Source organism: Pseudomonas sp. S2_B10 (genome assembly GCF_054668425.1).
Genome location: NZ_CP162768.1, coordinates 3,441,751 through 3,457,185 on the forward strand (window position 1 = coordinate 3,441,751; position 15,435 = coordinate 3,457,185).

Consider the following 15,435-nt stretch of genomic DNA (forward strand, 5'->3'; position numbering starts at 1 on the left):
GGTCTCAAGCTGCCTGTTTTGCCGTGACGAATGCCGCAAGGCTGGCCACGTTGGTGAAATGGTTGCGGGTGTCCTTGGCATCGGCGTCGATCTTGATGCCGTATTTTTTCTGGATCGCCAGGCCCAGTTCCAGCGCGTCCACGGAGTCCAGGCCGAGGCCTTCGCCGAACAATGTCTGCTCGTCGCCGATGTCCTCGGGGCTGATGTCTTCCAGGCCCAAGGCGTCGATGATCAGCAGTTTGATGTCACGCACCAGGCTAGCGGTGTTCAGTTCGCTCATCTGCGGCGAGCTCCTTAATGAAATAGTCATGCAAATAATCGTTGAGCTTGCGCGAGGCCTGCGGTGCGGGGCCTTGCGCGGCGAAGGTCTGTGGGTCTATATCGGCCCCCACGCGAAAACTGAAGTGCACGCGGCGATGGGGGATGCGATACCACGGCTCGGCTTTGGTCAGGGTGGTCGGGCTGACCTTGATGATCACCGGGGTAACGATTTTCGCACCGCGCAGGGCAATTGCCGCCGCCCCCCGATGAAAGGCCGGCGCCTGCCCCGGCTGGGTGCGGGTGCCTTCGGGGAAAATGATCAGGGTCTGGCCGTCCTGCAATGACTGCGCGGCGGCGTCGAGCATGTCCATGCTGCCGTCGTTGCTGATGTACTCGGTGCGGCGCAGCGGGCCACGGGTGAACGGGTTTTCCCAGAGGGTTTTTTTCACCACGCAATTGGCGTGGCGCACCAGACCGATGAGAAACACCACATCGATCAGCGACGGGTGGTTGGCGATGATCATCTGCCCCGGGCGACCGAGGCGCTCGGCACCCTCAATGTCGTAAGTGAGCACGCCGGTGCGGGCCATGAAACGCACGAAAAACCAGAACAAGCGACTGACCGTACGCCGCGCGCGCAGGCGATGGACCAGCGCGTCACCGGGCAGGCAGCCGAGCAGCGGAAATACCAGCAGGCGCAGACACAGCCCGCCGAGCCCGAACAAGGCGAAGCTCGCAGCAGTGGCCAGCAGGCGCCAGTAGTAGGCGTCGCGGTGTTTGGCGGTCACGGGTTGCGATGCCAGGTCCATACACGATTTTTCCACGCATGTTGGCAGTCAGGTTGCTGGCCGAGCAGGGTTCGCAGCAGGTTGAGCGCGTGCGGCCAGTGCGCCTTTGACCGGGTTTCGGTGCTGCTGTTCAGGGTCAGCCGCCAGTCGGTACCGGGCGTGAGCAACAAGCCCAGCGCATAAGGGAACGGCACATCATCGACCCACTGCGAATACGCCTCGGGCGGCTGCTCTTCGGTGATCACCAGCAGCACCGCCGGTGCGCCTTCATCAAGCAATGCCGCCGCTTCGAGCATGCCATGTTCCAGACCATCGCCAGCCGCCGCGAGGGCGGTCATTTCGCTGGTTTCACCGCGCATGATCGACCACAAACCGATGATCGCGTTATGCACCGACAGGCTGAATTGGGTCGGCGACAAGGGCTGCTCGGTGGCCAGATCGCGGAGGATTTCAAACGTGCGGGGGGTTTCGCCGTGCCGCGAGACGAACACCAGCGGCAGATTGTCCCGCCCGTCGGCCAGCGGCCAGCCAACGCTGAAGGCCATCCGCGCCAGGCGGCTGAGGCGGCGGCGCTGCATGGCCGGCAGAAACGACACATCGGGCGCGGCATCACTGCTCTGCAGCACGACCGGTTGTCGGCTCCAGGCCTGCCAGGCGTCCACGCTGTCGAGCCCCGGGGCCCACGCGCGCCATTGGGCGATGTTGAAGTTGATCACGGACATTCATCCCGCCCCTGCGGGCTTTCGTTGACGCGTTGAGTCGCCAGCGCCGCAGCAGGCTTGGCTTGGCGCAGGGCGCCGGGTGGCGCGCATTATCCCGGTGCGACGGGTGTGTAGCAAATGTTGGTTACATTTTGCCCAACAAAATGTACCGAGCGGTTCGCTGTATGGCTATCACTTGGCCATTATCCAGATTTGACGCGGCGTGTCTGTCAGGTGTCTCCGTAATGGCTGGCGGTTTTTTCCATGCCTGGGCGTCGATTTTTACACCTGACGACGTAGTCCATGTCGGTGAAGGTAGCGAAGCGCGGTCACCGCCAACTACACTCGGTCATTCTTTGATACACGGAGGTTTGGTCATGCGGCGCGTGGTGTTCAATCAGAAAGGTGGCGTGGGCAAATCCAGCATCGCCTGCAATCTGGCGGCGGTCAGCGCCAGCGAGGGTTATCGCACGTTGTTGGTCGACCTCGATGCCCAGGCCAATTCCACTCAGTATCTGACCGGGCTCACCGGTGATGACATTCCGATGGGCATCGCCGATTTCTTCAAACAGACCCTGTCGTCCGGGCCGTTCTCGAAAAAGAATCAGGCGGACATCTATGAAACGCCGTTCGACAACCTGCACATCATTACTGCCACCGCCGAGCTGGCTGACCTGCAGCCCAAGCTCGAGGCGAAACACAAGATCAACAAGCTGCGCAAGTTGCTCGACGAATTGTCCGAGGATTACGACCGGATTTATCTGGATACCCCGCCGGCACTGAATTTCTACGCGGTATCGGCGCTGATTGCCGCAGATCGAGTGTTGATCCCCTTTGACTGCGACAGCTTTTCACGTCAGGCCCTGTATGGGCTGATCGCCGAGATCGAAGAGTTGAAGGATGACCACAACGAAGGATTGGAAGTCGAAGGCATCGTGGTCAATCAGTTTCAGGCGCGGGCCAGCCTGCCGCAGCAGATGCTCGATGAGTTGATCGCCGAAGGCTTGCCGGTATTACCGGTGTACCTGAGCAGTTCGGTGCGCATGCGCGAGTCGCACCAGGCCAGCATGCCGCTGATCCACCTCGACCCACGGCACAAGCTCACGCAGCAATTCGTCGAATTGCACAATTTGCTGGAAGGCCACTGATTTTCCGACTCACACGCAAATCTCCTGTGGGAGCGAGCCTGCTCGCGAAGAGGCCGGCACATTCAACATCGGCGCTGAATGATCGACCGCCTTCGCGAGCAGGCTCGCTCCCACAGGGGGATCTGTGTTGGGTCAGATGCCTTGGCTACGCAGCCACGCCATCAACTGCGGCAATGGCAACGCACCGCTCTGTCGCGCCACTTCCCTGCCGTTTTTAAACAGAATCAGACTCGGAATCGAGCGAATCCCCAACTGCGCCGATAACTGCTGGTTCGCCTCGCTGTCGAGCTTGGCCAGCCGGCACTTGCCCGCCAACTGCGCCGCAGCCTGTTCGAACACCGGCGCGAACGACTTGCACGGCCCGCACCAGTCCGCCCAGACATCCACCAGTAACGGCAGATCGCCCTTGATCTGACTGGCGTAATCGCCTTGCTTGAGTTCGAAAGGCTTGCTCAGCAGTACCGCAGATTTGCAGCGTCCGCACTTGGGTTGATCGGCGAGACGCTCGGCTGGAATGCGGTTGACGCCATTGCAGGAGGGGCAGGGGATGAGGAGTGGGGTGGTCATGATTGGTTCTCTGATAGGCAGTCTATAGAACTGATTTGGAGTCGATCTGCCAATTTATCAATGTCGCCACTGCTCACATTTTTCTCAAAACAGTTCCGGGATCGATGGCTAGTCTGAAGACCAATTCGGCGTTTTACGCTTGTCGTGAGGAGATCGCTTTGTCTTTATAAGCGTGCTACTTTTGTTGCACTAATCCAGGAATCGATGATTCCTATGCATCAAATCGGAGCGACATAATGTCCGTAACTTCCAAGATACGCCGCCAAGGTGGCGCTGCCGTCATTACGATTCCGCCCACGCTTTTAAAGTTGTTGCATCTGGAGGTTGGCGCACAGCTAGAGCTGAATGTGGTCGATGGCGAACTGATTGCTCGTCCAGCCGTAGCCGCTACGCGTAAGCGTTATAGTTTGTCAGAGCTACTCGAAGGCGCAGAAGAATTGCAGAAACTTAACGCCCAGACTAGCGAGACCCTTGAAGGTGATTCTGTCGGCCGGGAGCTGGGTTGATGGTGCGCCGACAGCCCCCTCAGCGGGGTGACGTTTACTGGATTGATCCAAACCCAGTGGCGGGGCGGGAGATGATGAACAGACATCGCTTTGTGGTGATCACGCCCAGAGAGATCAACGCATTGGGCGTGAGCATGACGGTGCCTGTTACTAGCGGTGGGAATTTCAGCCGGTATATGGGTTTGGCGGTCGCCATTACTGGCCACGAAACCAATGGTGTAGCGGTGTGTAATCAGGTTCGCAGTTTTGACATAGAACAACGGGTACGAGACGGCACGGCCAAATTCATCGAGCGACTGGATGACGTGACAATGTCTGACATCGTCGACCGTGTAATCAGTGCAATCGACCCGCTAAGCTGAAGCGCCTACGAAGAACAACTGATCTCCAAATGCTTGCCCCACTCCGGTGGCCGCTCGGCGTAACCCTCCACCCCCGGCTGCTCCTCAAACGGTTTGCTCAGCACCGCATGCAATCGGCGCACCTCGGAATAGTCGCCTTGCTCGGCCGCATCGATGGCTTTTTGCGCAAGGTAATTGCGCAGGATGTACAGCGGATTGACTGCATGCATCCGTGCGCGGCGTTGTGCCTGATCGGCATTGCCGTCGCGGGTAACCCGGGCGACGTAGCGTTCGCCCCAGGCATCGAAACCTTTGATATCGACAAAATCGTCGCGCAGGCGGGCGATGGCCTGTTCGGCTGACTCTTCACCGAGGCGGCGGAAAAACAGCGTGTAGTCGACGCCGCTGTTCTGCATCAGTAGCAGCAGGTTTTCCAGCAGTTGCTGGTCCTGCTCCTCGGCGGTGGTGAAGCCGAAGCGACGGCGCATCAGGTCGAGGTAGTGCGCCTGGAACAGCGGCAGGTACAAGCCGAGGGTTTCACGCAGGGCCTCGACGCTGATGAACGGCGTCAGTGCCTGGGCGAGCGCGCTGAGGTTCCACTGGCCCACCGGCACCTGATTGCTGAACGAGTAGCGACCCTGATCATCGGAGTGATTGCAGATGAAATGCGCGTCGAAGTCATCGAGGAAGGCGAACGGGCCGAAGTCGAAGGTGATGCCGAGGATCGACATGTTGTCGGTGTTCATCACGCCGTGACAGAAGCCGTAGGCCTGCCACTTGGCGATCAGCTCGGCGTTGCGCTCGACGATCTCGCGAAACATCGCCAGATACGGTTCCGGTTGTTCCAGACACTCGGGAAAGTGCATCGCCAGCACATGCTCGCCAAGCTGTTTCTGCTGCTCGGGGCGCTTGGTGTAGTAGAAATATTCGAAGTGGCCGAAGCGGATATGGCTCGGCGCCAGACGCAGCACCATCGCCGCGCGTTCCTGCTTTTCCCGCCAGACCGGCGTGTCGGAGCCGATCACGCAGGCTGCCCGCGAAGATGGAATGTTCAGCGCAAACAGCGCCTCGGAGGCGAGAAACTCGCGAATCGATGAGCGCAGCACCGCGCGGCCATCGCCCATGCGTGAAAACGGCGTCTGCCCGGCGCCTTTGAGGTGCAAGTCCCAATGCTCGCCAGCGTTGTTGTACACCTCACCCAGCAGCAGGCCGCGCCCGTCACCCAGTTGCGGGGTATAACCGCCGAACTGATGCCCGGAATACACCATCGCCCGTGGCTCGGCATCGGCCCACAGCTTGTGGCCGCCAAACAGTTGCGCGAATTCTTCGGTGTCGGCGCTGGCCGCATCGAGATCAAGCAAGGCCAGAGCGGCCGGGCTGGCGACCACCAGACGCGGATTGTCGATCGGTTCGGGCAGCACGTGCGCGGAGAACGCGTCGCCCAGCCGGGCAAAGCGGTTGTCGAAAGTCAGTTCGTCGAGGGCTTTCACGGGCCGGCTCCAGCAGAATGTCCGAGCATTCTGCTGGGACCATGTCGGTTAGTCGAGTTTGCTCGGTGGCGGTTCCGGCAACGGTTTCTGTCCGTCGACGATCGGCACGATGGTTTTGTTCTCGGGCTCCACAGGCACCATCTTGTATTCCTGACCGTGGAGGTTCTTCAGATAAACCTCCATCTGCCGGAACGAGATGTTGATGTGCTGCTTCTTGAACTCGCGATTGATGAAGCGGTTGACCTCATCCAGCACCGGGTTGCGGTCACCGAGATCGCGCACATGCATGCGCAGTTCGTGGTCGAGGGTGCTTTCGCCGAAGTTGAGGAAGTACACGTGTGGCTCAGGTTCTTTGAGCACGCGCGGGTTCTCCCGAGCCGCTTTGAGCAGCAACTCCTTGACCAGATCCAGATCCGAGCCGTAGTCGACGCCGAGTTTCAGCGTTACGCGGGTGATGGTGTCGGTCAGCGACCAGTTGATCAGTTGCCCGGTGATGAACGTTTTGTTCGGGACAATGATGTCCTTGCGGTCGAAGTCGGTGATGGTTGTGGCGCGGATGCGGATCTTGCTCACCGTGCCCGACAGGTTGCCGATGGTGATGGTGTCGCCGATCCGCACCGGGCGTTCGAAGAGGATCATGATGCCGGAGATGAAGTTGGCGAAGATCTCCTGCATACCGAAACCGAGGCCCACCGACAGCGCCGCCACCAGCCACTGCAACTTGTCCCAACTGACGCCGAGGGTCGACAGGGTGGTGACGAAACCGACGCCGGCAATTACGTAGGACAGCAGCGTGGTTGTCGCATAAGCGCTGCCCTGGGCCAGATTGAGTTTGGACAGCACGAACACTTCGAGCAGGCCGGGCAAGTTGCGCGCCAGAGCGAAGGTGATACCGATGATGATCAGCGCGCCGAGCATGTCGCCGATGCTGATCGGCACCATGCTCATGTTGGCGCCGGTGCCGCTGGTGTATTCGTAAAGGGTGATGTTGTCCAGATACGAGAACACCGAAATCAGGTCCGACCAGACCCAGTACAGCGCCGCGATGAAACCGCCCAGCAGGGCCAGACGGATCAGGCGCAGGGACTGTTCGTTGACCTTTTCGATATCCAGCGTCGGCTCTTCGATCACCGCTTCGCCGTCGCCGGCCTCTTTCGCCGCCTGCCGTTTGGCCAGCGCGCGCTGGTAAGCCAGGCGCCGCGCGGCAACGCTCAGGCCACGCACGAAGGTGGCCTCGATCACCAGCCAGAACATCAGCAGGTACAGGGTATTGATCAAGCGGTCGCTGAGTTTCAGTGCGGTGTAGTAGTAGCCGAAGCACACCGCAACAAACAGGGCGATCGGCAGCAGCGTGAACATCACACCGACGGCTTTGCGGAACAGCGAGGCATTCTGGTGCGTCGGGCTGCTGATCAGCAGGCGACTGAGTAGCCATGCCATCAACGCATAGCAGGTCAGCACCACCGGCATGCCGAGCACGTCATCGGCCAGCGCCGCTGGTTGCAACTCGGCGACGGCCACCACCGCCACCAGCGCCATGACCACGAGGCCCAATCGACGCACCCAGCCCTGAAGGAACTCGACCTGCGGCTTCTCCCAGCGGAAGTGCAATTCCGCCACGCCACCCGGCGCGAGAATCCGGTACGCGGTGTAGAACACCAGCCAGGCCTGACCCATCTGCAACAGCGCCGCGCCCATATTGGCGTTCTGCCCGCGCGCGTCGATCTGCAGGGCCAGACCGCACAGCGCCAGACCCAGCGCCACCGGCATCGCCAACAGGATGTTGATCAGAATCGCCTGCGGCGTGTGCCACTGGCTGTCGCGCTTGAAGTGGCCGATGTCCTGGTGAACCTTGTTGAGTCTTCCGTACAGCGCTTTGCGGCGCCACAACAGGGCGCCGATCAGCAGCGCCAATGGCAGAAACAACAATGGCCGCTGGGTCAGGCCGTCAGTCAGTTCGCTCAGGCTCGACGCCCAGGGCAGGGTGTTGACCTGTCGCTCGAGACGCTCGGGCACACCGCGCATCCATTCCACGTCCAGCGGCTTGTTGCTGGGGATCCAGAACATCTGTTCGTCGAGGGTCGCGCGCAGGCTTTGCGCGGTGCTCAGCAGTTGTTTCTGGTTGAGCTGCAGGGTGATCGATTCGTTGAGCATCGCGCTCAACTCGCGGTTCAGCCGCTCGAGCAGATCAGCACGGGTGTTGGCCAGATCGAGCAGGCTTTTGCGCAGTTGCGGGGTGACCTGCTCCGGCGGCTGGGTGGCCAGCAGATTGTCGACATAGGTCGCCGGGTTGCTCAGCAGCTCCCGCTGCTGGCTGACATCGAACTGATACAGGCGAATATCGGCAATCTGGTCGGCGAGGTCGCGGTCGACCTTCAAGTGCGGCAGCGCCTGCTTCTGTTTATAGAGAATTTTCGACAGCAACAGGCTGCCCTTGAGCACGCTGATCTGTTCGTCCAGCGCCGAATCGCTCTGGGTCAGGGTGTCGAGTTGCTGTTTGGTCTGCAGGTTCTGCTGCGTGACTTCGTTGAGACGGTCGGTGCTCTTGAGCAAATAGTCGGAAAGCTTGAGATTGGTCGCGCTCTCGCTCGCCAGCAGGCTGCTGCCGCCGGCCTTCTGCGCTTCGATCGATTGCTGGGTGACGGTTTCCTGCGACTGCGCCAGACGCTTCTGGTTGATCAGGGTTTGCAGTTCCTGGATCTCGCGGTCCAGGCGATCGGATTTCTCCGAGAGCAAGTCATGCTGAGCGTTGCCCAGATCCTGCAACTGGGTGTTGCCAGCCAGTTCCTGGCGGCGCAGCGGAATCAGCGCATTGAGTGCGGCCAGTTCGGCGTTCAACTGGTCGCGCTGTTCGGCGGTGACCGTTTTGCCCGTGTCCTTGCCGGATTTGAGGATGGTGTTGATCTGCTGGATGCGCGTCTGGCTGGCGGAAATCTCCGCCTGCGCACGCTCGGGGCGAGTCTGCGCGGTGATGATCAGACTGTTGGCTTCGGCCAGGGCTTTTTGCAGATCGCTTTGCTGGGTCGAGCGATCGGTGAGGATCTGCTCCAGTTGCTGGATCGACTCTTTCGGAAAACGTTGCGCTACCGGCACCGGTGCGGTGGCCTTGAGGCGGCTCAGTTCGCGGGTATTTTCAATCGTCTGCTTCGGCGCGTTGGCCAGCTGACGCTTGAGATCGATCAGCTTCTGCTCGTAATCACGCTGGTTGTTCAGTTGATTGAGGGTGTTCTGCAGGACGGTCTGCAGGGTCTTCTTGTCGGCGTCCGGCAGTTTGCTGTCAGCCAGCTTGTCGAGGCTGGCCTGCACGGCATCGCTGGACGGTGGTTCGGCAGCATGCAGCGGGCCGACGACAAGACTGAGGCCCAGCAGGGCCGCGGCGAAAAAGGAGCGCAGGGTAGGCATAGAGACCGGTCAAGCAAGTGAGAGTGGAAGCAGTTTAGAGGAAGAGTCCGGGGCCCGGGCGACTTCCTTCGGGGAATCTGACGCCCACTTTGCCGATCTTGTTCCCGTCCATGACCGCAACCGTCCAGTGGGTGTTGTTCCACTCCACCTGGTCACCGACGACGGGTGCACCACCGACTTTCTGGGCGATGAACGCGCCCAGGGTCATGTCCGGATCGATGCCTTCGGCCGGCAAGCCATACAGCGCTGCAACCGCTTTAAGCTGGGCATCTCCTTCGAGTACGAAGTCGCCGAAGAAGCGCAGATCGAGGCCACGTTGCGGCGCCTGGCTGAACAGTTTGCCGAGGGCCGACAAGTTGTGTTCATGGCCAATAACACACAGCAAATCATCGACTTCCAGCACCGTACTACCCGACGGATGGAGCAGTTGCTGACCACGAAACAGCGCCGCGATGCGTGTGCCCTCGGGCATTTTCAGCTCACGCAGGGGCGAACCGATGCACCATTTCTCCGCGCCGAGCTTGTAAACGAACAGTTCCCACTCGCTGGTGACGTGCACTTCCAGTGCCGCCCGGGATATCGGCGCGGGTTCTGGCGGAACGGTCACCTTGAGCAATTTGGCCACCCACGGCAGGCTCGTGCCTTGCACTAGCAGCGACACCAGTACGATGAAGAAGGCCAGGTTGAAATACAGCTGCGCTTGCGGCAGCCCGGCCATCAGCGGGAACACCGCGAGAATGATCGGCACCGCGCCGCGCAGGCCGACCCAGGAAATAAAGGCTTTTTCACGACCATGGAAAGCCTTGAACGGCAGCAGGCCGACCATCACCGACAGCGGCCGCGCGAACAGGATCATCCAGAGCGCCAGACCGAGGGCGGGCAGGGCGATCGGCAGCAGATCGTGGGGCGTGACCAGCAGGCCCAGCACGAGGAACATGCCGATCTGCGCCAGCCAGGCCATGCCGTCGAGCATATGCAGAATGCCGTGGCGGCTGCGCACCGGGCGGTTGCCGATCACCAGACCGCACAGATAGACAGCGAGGAAGCCGCTGCCATGCAAGGCGTTGGTCAGCGCGAACACCACCAGACCGCCAGCAATGATGAGGATCGGATAGAGCCCGGCGGCGAGATTGATGCGATTGACCAGTTGCAGCATCACCCAGCCGCCGCCCAGACCGATCACACCACCGATGCCGAACTCGCGGATCAGGTGGGTCAGCAGACTCCAGTGCAAGCCGGTTTCGCCGCTGGCGAGCATGTCGATCAGGGTCACAGTGAGAAACACCGCCATCGGGTCATTGCTGCCGGATTCGATTTCCAGACTGGCGCTGACCCGTTCGTTGAGGCCTTTACCGCCGAGCAGCGAGAACACCGCAGCGGCGTCGGTCGAACCGACGATGGCGCCGATCAGCAGGCCCTGAATCAGATTGAGGTCGAACAGCCACGCAGCGGCCATGCCGGTCAGCCCGGTGGTGATCAACACCCCGACCGTGGCCAGCGACAGCGCCGGCCATAACGCCACGCGGAAACTCGATACCCGTGTACGCAAGCCGCCGTCGAGCAGGATCACTGCAAGGGCGAGGTTGCCGACCAGATAGGCCGTCGGGTAGTTATCGAAAATGATCCCGCCACCATCGACCCCGGCAGCCATGCCGACCGCGAGGATGATGACCAGAATCGGAATGCCGAGACGTGAAGAAAGAGAACTGACAAGAATGCTTGCGCCTACCAGCAACGCGCCGATCAAGAACAGGCTGTTGATGGTCGTCGCATTCAAAGGCAGTACTCCAGAAGCGTAAAGACGGGGGCACAAACTGACCATGCAGTCTGCGTGCCAGCGATTCTAACCTGTTGAAATGTGATGCTGTCAAAAAGGTTTTCAGGGTGCATCAGGTTTTGCGGCAGGCGGAGGATTGCGGCCCTCACCCTAGCCCTCTCCCGGAGGGGAGAGGGGACTGACCGAGGTGTTTGTGCAGGTTACACCGACTTGCAATATCGAGCCGAACTCAAAATCTGAAAGGCCCTCAATCTGCTCCCTTTCCCCCTCGCCCCCTTTGGGGAGAGGGCTGGGGTGAGGGGGTAGCCTTTGATCTTAGAGGCTGAACCGCCCAACCATGTTGTTCAGATCCAGCGCCAGGCGCGACAGCTCATTGCTCGCCGCGCTGGTCTGATTGGCGCCGGTCGCCGATTGCACCGACAGATCGCGGATGTTGACCAGATTGCGATCGACTTCCCGCGCTACCTGCGCCTGCTCTTCGGCAGCGCTGGCGATGACCAGATTGCGCTCGTTGATTTCGACGATGGCGCTGTTGATCGTGTCCAGCGACATCCCGGCGCCACGGGCAATATTCAAGGTCGATTCGGCGCGCTCGGTGCTGTTGCGCATCGAATCCACGGCGTGTTCGGTGCCGCTCTGGATGCTGCCGATCATCCGCTCGATTTCGCTGGTCGACTGCTGGGTGCGATGGGCCAGTGCGCGCACTTCGTCCGCCACCACGGCGAAACCACGACCGGCCTCACCGGCACGGGCCGCTTCGATCGCTGCGTTCAATGCCAGCAGGTTGGTCTGGTCGGCGAGGCCACGGATCACGTCGAGCACCTTGCCGATGTCGCGGGATTCATTGGCCAGGTCGCCGATCAGCGAAGCGGTGCTCTGCACATCGGCGCTCATGCGTTCGATGGCGCTGACGGTTTCCTGCACCAGATCACGACCGTCGCCCGCCGAAGTGGTGGCGTTTTTCGAGGCTTCCGAAGTGCTGACTGCGTTGCGCGCGACTTCTTCGACGGCGCTGGTCATCTCGTTCACGGCAGTGGCCGCCTGCTCGATTTCGTTGTTCTGCTGGGTCAGGCCGCGAGCACTTTCATCGGTGACGCTGTTCAGCTCTTCTGCGGCAGACGCAAGCTGTGTGGCCGAACCGGAGATGCGCTGCAGGGTATCGCGCAGCTTCGATTGCATCTTCGCCATCGCCGCCAGCAAGCGCCCGGCTTCATCTTCGCCATCGACATGGATCGGCTGGGTCAGGTTGCCTTCGGCGATGGTTTCCGCCGCCTCCAGTGCCTTGGAAATCGGCTTGGTAATGCTCACGGTCAGCAACCAGGCGAACAGCAGGGTCAGGCCGCTGGCGATCACCAGCAAGGTCACCACCAGATTGAACGACATCGAATACTGATCCTTCGCGCCCTGATCAGTCTCGGCGATCTGCTGGGTGTTGATCTCCAGCAAGCGCGCCAGCGCGGTATTCACCGCTTCCGAATTGCTCAGCAAATCGCTGTTGAGCATCTGCCGCAACTCGTCGATCTGATTGTTGCGCGACAGGGTTTTCATGCGCTCTTCGAGCTGACGGTACTGCGCCAGCAATTGCACGTACTGATCGTACGCCGCACGTTCCTGCGGGCCTTCGATCAGTGGCTCGTATGCGCGTTGCGCATCGGCGATCTGGCGATTGCGCAGGTCGAACAGTTCGATGGTTTTCTGCTGCACGTCGGGTTCGCGGTTGATCAGCAAACGATAGGAGAGCACGCGCAGGCGCAGGGTCAGTTGGGTGAATTCGTCCAGAGCCTTGATCGACGGCACGCTGGCGGTGGCGATGTCTTCGCCGGCCGCGCGGATCTTGCTCATCTGGTTCAGCGCAAACACGCCGAGAATCAACATCAGGCCGCCGATCAGGGCGAAGCCGGTGAACGCCCGTGGGGCGATGTTCATATTGCGAAGGGACATGGGCGGATACCGAAAAGGGCCGCATCCATGCGGGCTGAGACTGCTGTATGGGTGACTTATCGGTCATACGACTAAAGTCTTGAGGTGGTGTGCGTATTTGTCGCAGACAGGCTTGAGCGACGAAGTGCAGGAACCAGATCGACCAATCACAGTCTTTTAAACTCGCGAGAAGCTTCGCCACCCAGGAAAATCAAGGCCTTGCGCCAGGTTAACCCTGGCATCCGTGGTGACTTTTCTTTATCGTACGCGCCCTTTGAAAAACGCTTGGAAGATCAAAATGTTGGAAGCATCCCTCAGCCAATTGGAACAGCTCGTCAGCGACCTGGTGCAACAGAACCAGACCTTGCTGCAGACCAACCAGACCCTGTCCACGGAACTGGCCCAGGCCAAGGATGAAAACGAAAGCCTGCAACTGAACCTGATGGAGCAGGAAGAAAAACACGGCGCCACCGCCGCGCGCATCCAGGCGCTGGTTGATCGCGTCAATGCCGGTCCTGTCAGCGCATGAACCACGGCACAGCAGGGGTAAAAGTCATCTCCATTCTTGGCGAGGACTATTCGATCAAGGCACCGGCCGGGGAAGAACAGACCCTGTTGGACGCGGCGATGATGCTCAAGGCCGCGCTGGAAGACACCAAGCGCAAATACCCGACGCTGATCGGTGACCGTTTGCTGGTGCTGGCGGCGATGAATCTGTGCTCGCAGCAGATCGAAATGAAGAAACAGCACCAGGAAGAACTCGACCGTTATCAAGAGCAAGTCAGCGCCACGGTCGACACCATTGCCAAGACGATCAGTCAGGGTTGACTCGCTTTTCGCAGCGCCTCGGTACATTGAGGCGCTGAACATGCTGAGGTCTTGTTGCTATGAGGCTTGGAGTATTGGCTGCCAGTAGACTTTTGTTGTCCATTCTCCATCGGATTGCTTGATGAACTCTGAGTGGGAAACTCTATAGGTAGTATTTTCGATCGTCACTTCATCACCCTTGGAAAGCAGGTAGATATATTCTGCCGACGGAATTGGCTGAACTGTGCTGTACGTCGTGCCTGCGAGGGTGGTGATCGTAATTTTGTAATGGATTACCGGGAAAACCATGACCTCGGTGAAGTGCCTGCGAATAATCATCGATTGAGAAGTCGAGCTCCCGACAAAGTCGCCAATGAGCGCCGATTTAACAAACGTATCGTTGTCAGCCATTGCCTGAACAAAATTCTCTCGTGGACCGGTGTCAGTCATGTTCTTTCTCCTGCGATGGACGGCTTGGATCTGCGACGCGGATGCTTGTCACAGACGTGAAACCGCGAATCTAAGCCACCCGATGCAAGTTGTAACCTGTCAGACTTGACAGTGAATCCCTCGATATAATGGCCAGCTTCTTGCTAGTAAGGATACGGCTGTACCGAAGGTTGTGTTTTATTCTGATGCTCTTTGTATACAATCGGCACGGCTGTTGCAGTGGTTCAGGCTCTTATTCTTCGGGGGTGCTCCATGCAGTGGTGGCGACGCAGTATTCAGTGGCAGTTGATTCTCGGCATGGGCGCGGCCCTGCTGATCAGCATCGTGATTGTGGTTGGCATTTATACCCTGGTGGTCAACCGCCTCGCCCAGAGCTATCTGGTCGAACAGGCGCTGCCGTCGAGCATTGAAGCGACGCGCAACGATATCGAACGCATCCTCGTCCAGCCACTCACCGCCGCCAAGGACATCGCCAGCAACACCATGGTGCGTGACTGGCTGGCATCCGGCGAAGACAGCCGCAAAACCGCGCTTTTCGCGCAATATCTGGAAGGCATCCGCGCTGAACACAAAGCCTTTACCGCGTTGATCATCGGCACCGAATCCAATCATTACATCACCGAAAAAGGCCTCGATCGCACCCTCAGTCGCGCGAAACCGGCCGACGCCTGGTTCTATTCCTTTCTCGACAGCAATCAGCCGCGCACCCTCAATATCGACAACGACGGCGCCACTGGCGAGCTGGCCCTGTTCATCGATCTGAAGGTCGAGCAGGCCGGCAAAGTCGTCGGTGTCGCCGGGTTGGGGCTGAGCATGAAAGAGCTGTCTGAGCTGATCCACAACTTCAGTTTCGGCGAGCGCGGCAAGGTCTATCTCGTGCGTTCCGATGGTTTGATTCAGGTCCATCCTGAAGCGCAGTTCAGCGGCAAACGCACCTTGACCGAGCAGATCGGCGCCAACGCGGCGCAAGCGCTGATGGGGCACAAATCCGCAGTGAACAGCAGCTTCCAGCGCGACGGTGAAGACTTCCTCGCCTTCAGCCTGCCGCTGCGCGATCTCGGCTGGACCCTGGTGGCCGAAGTGCCGCAGTCGCAGATCTACGCCGAAGCACGGAAAGCGATGTGGATGAGCGGCGGCATCGGTCTGGTGGTGGCGCTGGTCTGCCTGGCGTTGGTGGTGTGGCTGGCGCAGGGGCTGGTGCGACCGATTCGACAAGTAACACGGGCGCTGGTGGCCATCGGTAGCGGTGGTGGAGATTTGACCCATCGGTTAGATTC

The 15,435-nt window shown here is 59.9% G+C and carries 14 protein-coding genes and 2 pseudogenes; 6 read left to right on the top strand and 10 right to left on the bottom strand.

Features of this window, described 5'->3' with window-relative positions:
• Positions 1-4: 4 nt before the first annotated feature.
• Genes AB4O45_RS15460 through AB4O45_RS15470 form a run of 3 tightly spaced genes read right to left on the bottom strand, consistent with a single transcriptional unit; the run spans position 5 to position 1,771 of the window.
• Positions 5-280, bottom strand: a complete 276-nt coding sequence (locus AB4O45_RS15460; RefSeq protein ID WP_039756723.1) for a phosphopantetheine-binding protein — start codon at positions 278-280, stop codon at positions 5-7.
• The gene (locus tag AB4O45_RS15465) at positions 258-1,070 is read right to left on the bottom strand and encodes a lysophospholipid acyltransferase family protein (protein ID WP_041477597.1); all 813 of its coding nucleotides are present in this window, start codon (positions 1,068-1,070) and stop codon (positions 258-260) included. Before AB4O45_RS15465 ends, AB4O45_RS15460 begins: the two co-directional genes overlap by 23 nt.
• Positions 1,046-1,771, bottom strand: coding sequence for a beta-ketoacyl synthase chain length factor (locus AB4O45_RS15470; RefSeq protein ID WP_041477598.1), 726 nt, complete (start codon positions 1,769-1,771; stop codon positions 1,046-1,048). The genes AB4O45_RS15465 and AB4O45_RS15470 overlap by 25 nt, the downstream gene beginning before the upstream one ends.
• 356 nt (positions 1,772-2,127) lie before the next feature.
• Here AB4O45_RS15470 and AB4O45_RS15475 point away from each other — a divergent pair, with 356 nt between their 5' ends.
• Positions 2,128-2,898, top strand: coding sequence for a ParA family protein (locus AB4O45_RS15475; RefSeq protein ID WP_056787407.1), 771 nt, complete (start codon positions 2,128-2,130; stop codon positions 2,896-2,898).
• A gap of 132 nt (positions 2,899-3,030) precedes the next feature.
• On the opposite strand, the gene trxC is transcribed toward AB4O45_RS15475, so the two are convergent.
• On the bottom strand, positions 3,031-3,465 hold the full coding sequence (gene trxC, locus AB4O45_RS15480; protein ID WP_095181008.1) for a thioredoxin TrxC: 435 nt from the start codon (positions 3,463-3,465) through the stop codon (positions 3,031-3,033).
• Positions 3,466-3,701: 236 nt separating this feature from the next.
• On the opposite strand from trxC, the gene mazE reads away from it, so the two are divergent.
• Positions 3,702-3,971 carry a type II toxin-antitoxin system antitoxin MazE gene (gene mazE / locus AB4O45_RS15485; RefSeq protein ID WP_008077592.1) on the top strand — a complete coding sequence of 90 codons (270 nt, stop codon included), beginning with the start codon at positions 3,702-3,704 and terminating at the stop codon, positions 3,969-3,971.
• On the top strand, positions 3,971-4,333 hold the full coding sequence (gene mazF / locus AB4O45_RS15490; protein ID WP_056787412.1) for a type II toxin-antitoxin system toxin MazF: 363 nt from the start codon (positions 3,971-3,973) through the stop codon (positions 4,331-4,333). Before mazE ends, mazF begins: the two co-directional genes overlap by 1 nt.
• A gap of 5 nt (positions 4,334-4,338) precedes the next feature.
• On the opposite strand, the gene selO is transcribed toward mazF, so the two are convergent.
• The 5 genes and pseudogenes from selO to AB4O45_RS15515 all read right to left on the bottom strand — a co-directional run.
• A complete protein-coding gene (gene selO / locus AB4O45_RS15495; protein WP_460160267.1) occupies positions 4,339-5,802 on the bottom strand; it encodes a protein adenylyltransferase SelO in 1,464 nt (487 codons plus the stop codon).
• 48 nt (positions 5,803-5,850) lie between these two features.
• Positions 5,851-9,204, bottom strand: coding sequence for a mechanosensitive channel MscK (gene mscK, locus AB4O45_RS15500; RefSeq protein ID WP_095181005.1), 3,354 nt, complete (start codon positions 9,202-9,204; stop codon positions 5,851-5,853).
• A gap of 34 nt (positions 9,205-9,238) precedes the next feature.
• Complete coding sequence (locus tag AB4O45_RS15505; protein WP_217851103.1) at positions 9,239-10,981, bottom strand: potassium/proton antiporter; 1,743 nt, start codon at positions 10,979-10,981, stop codon at positions 9,239-9,241.
• Positions 10,982-11,296: 315 nt separating this feature from the next.
• Entirely contained in the window at positions 11,297-12,169 is an 873-nt protein-coding gene (locus AB4O45_RS15510; RefSeq protein ID WP_370695130.1) for a methyl-accepting chemotaxis protein, read from the bottom strand.
• A 30-nt stretch (positions 12,170-12,199) separates the two neighbouring features.
• A pseudogene (locus AB4O45_RS15515) lies at positions 12,200-12,922 on the bottom strand (MCP four helix bundle domain-containing protein); the annotation flags it as partial.
• A 277-nt stretch (positions 12,923-13,199) separates the two neighbouring features.
• Between AB4O45_RS15515 and AB4O45_RS15520 the strand changes: the two are divergent.
• Both AB4O45_RS15520 and AB4O45_RS15525 read left to right on the top strand, forming a co-directional pair.
• The gene (locus AB4O45_RS15520; RefSeq protein ID WP_122508526.1) at positions 13,200-13,430 is read left to right on the top strand and encodes a hypothetical protein; all 231 of its coding nucleotides are present in this window, start codon (positions 13,200-13,202) and stop codon (positions 13,428-13,430) included.
• Complete coding sequence (locus AB4O45_RS15525; protein WP_056787426.1) at positions 13,427-13,729, top strand: cell division protein ZapA; 303 nt, start codon at positions 13,427-13,429, stop codon at positions 13,727-13,729. The genes AB4O45_RS15520 and AB4O45_RS15525 overlap by 4 nt, the downstream gene beginning before the upstream one ends.
• A gap of 57 nt (positions 13,730-13,786) precedes the next feature.
• Here the strand turns inward: AB4O45_RS15525 and AB4O45_RS15530 are convergent, their stop codons facing one another.
• Positions 13,787-14,158 carry a hypothetical protein gene (locus AB4O45_RS15530; RefSeq protein ID WP_056787429.1) on the bottom strand — a complete coding sequence of 124 codons (372 nt, stop codon included), beginning with the start codon at positions 14,156-14,158 and terminating at the stop codon, positions 13,787-13,789.
• A 297-nt stretch (positions 14,159-14,455) separates the two neighbouring features.
• Between AB4O45_RS15530 and AB4O45_RS15535 the strand changes: the two are divergent.
• Positions 14,456-15,433: pseudogene (locus AB4O45_RS15535) on the top strand (cache domain-containing protein); the annotation flags it as partial.
• Between the last annotated feature and the right edge of the window lie 2 nt (positions 15,434-15,435).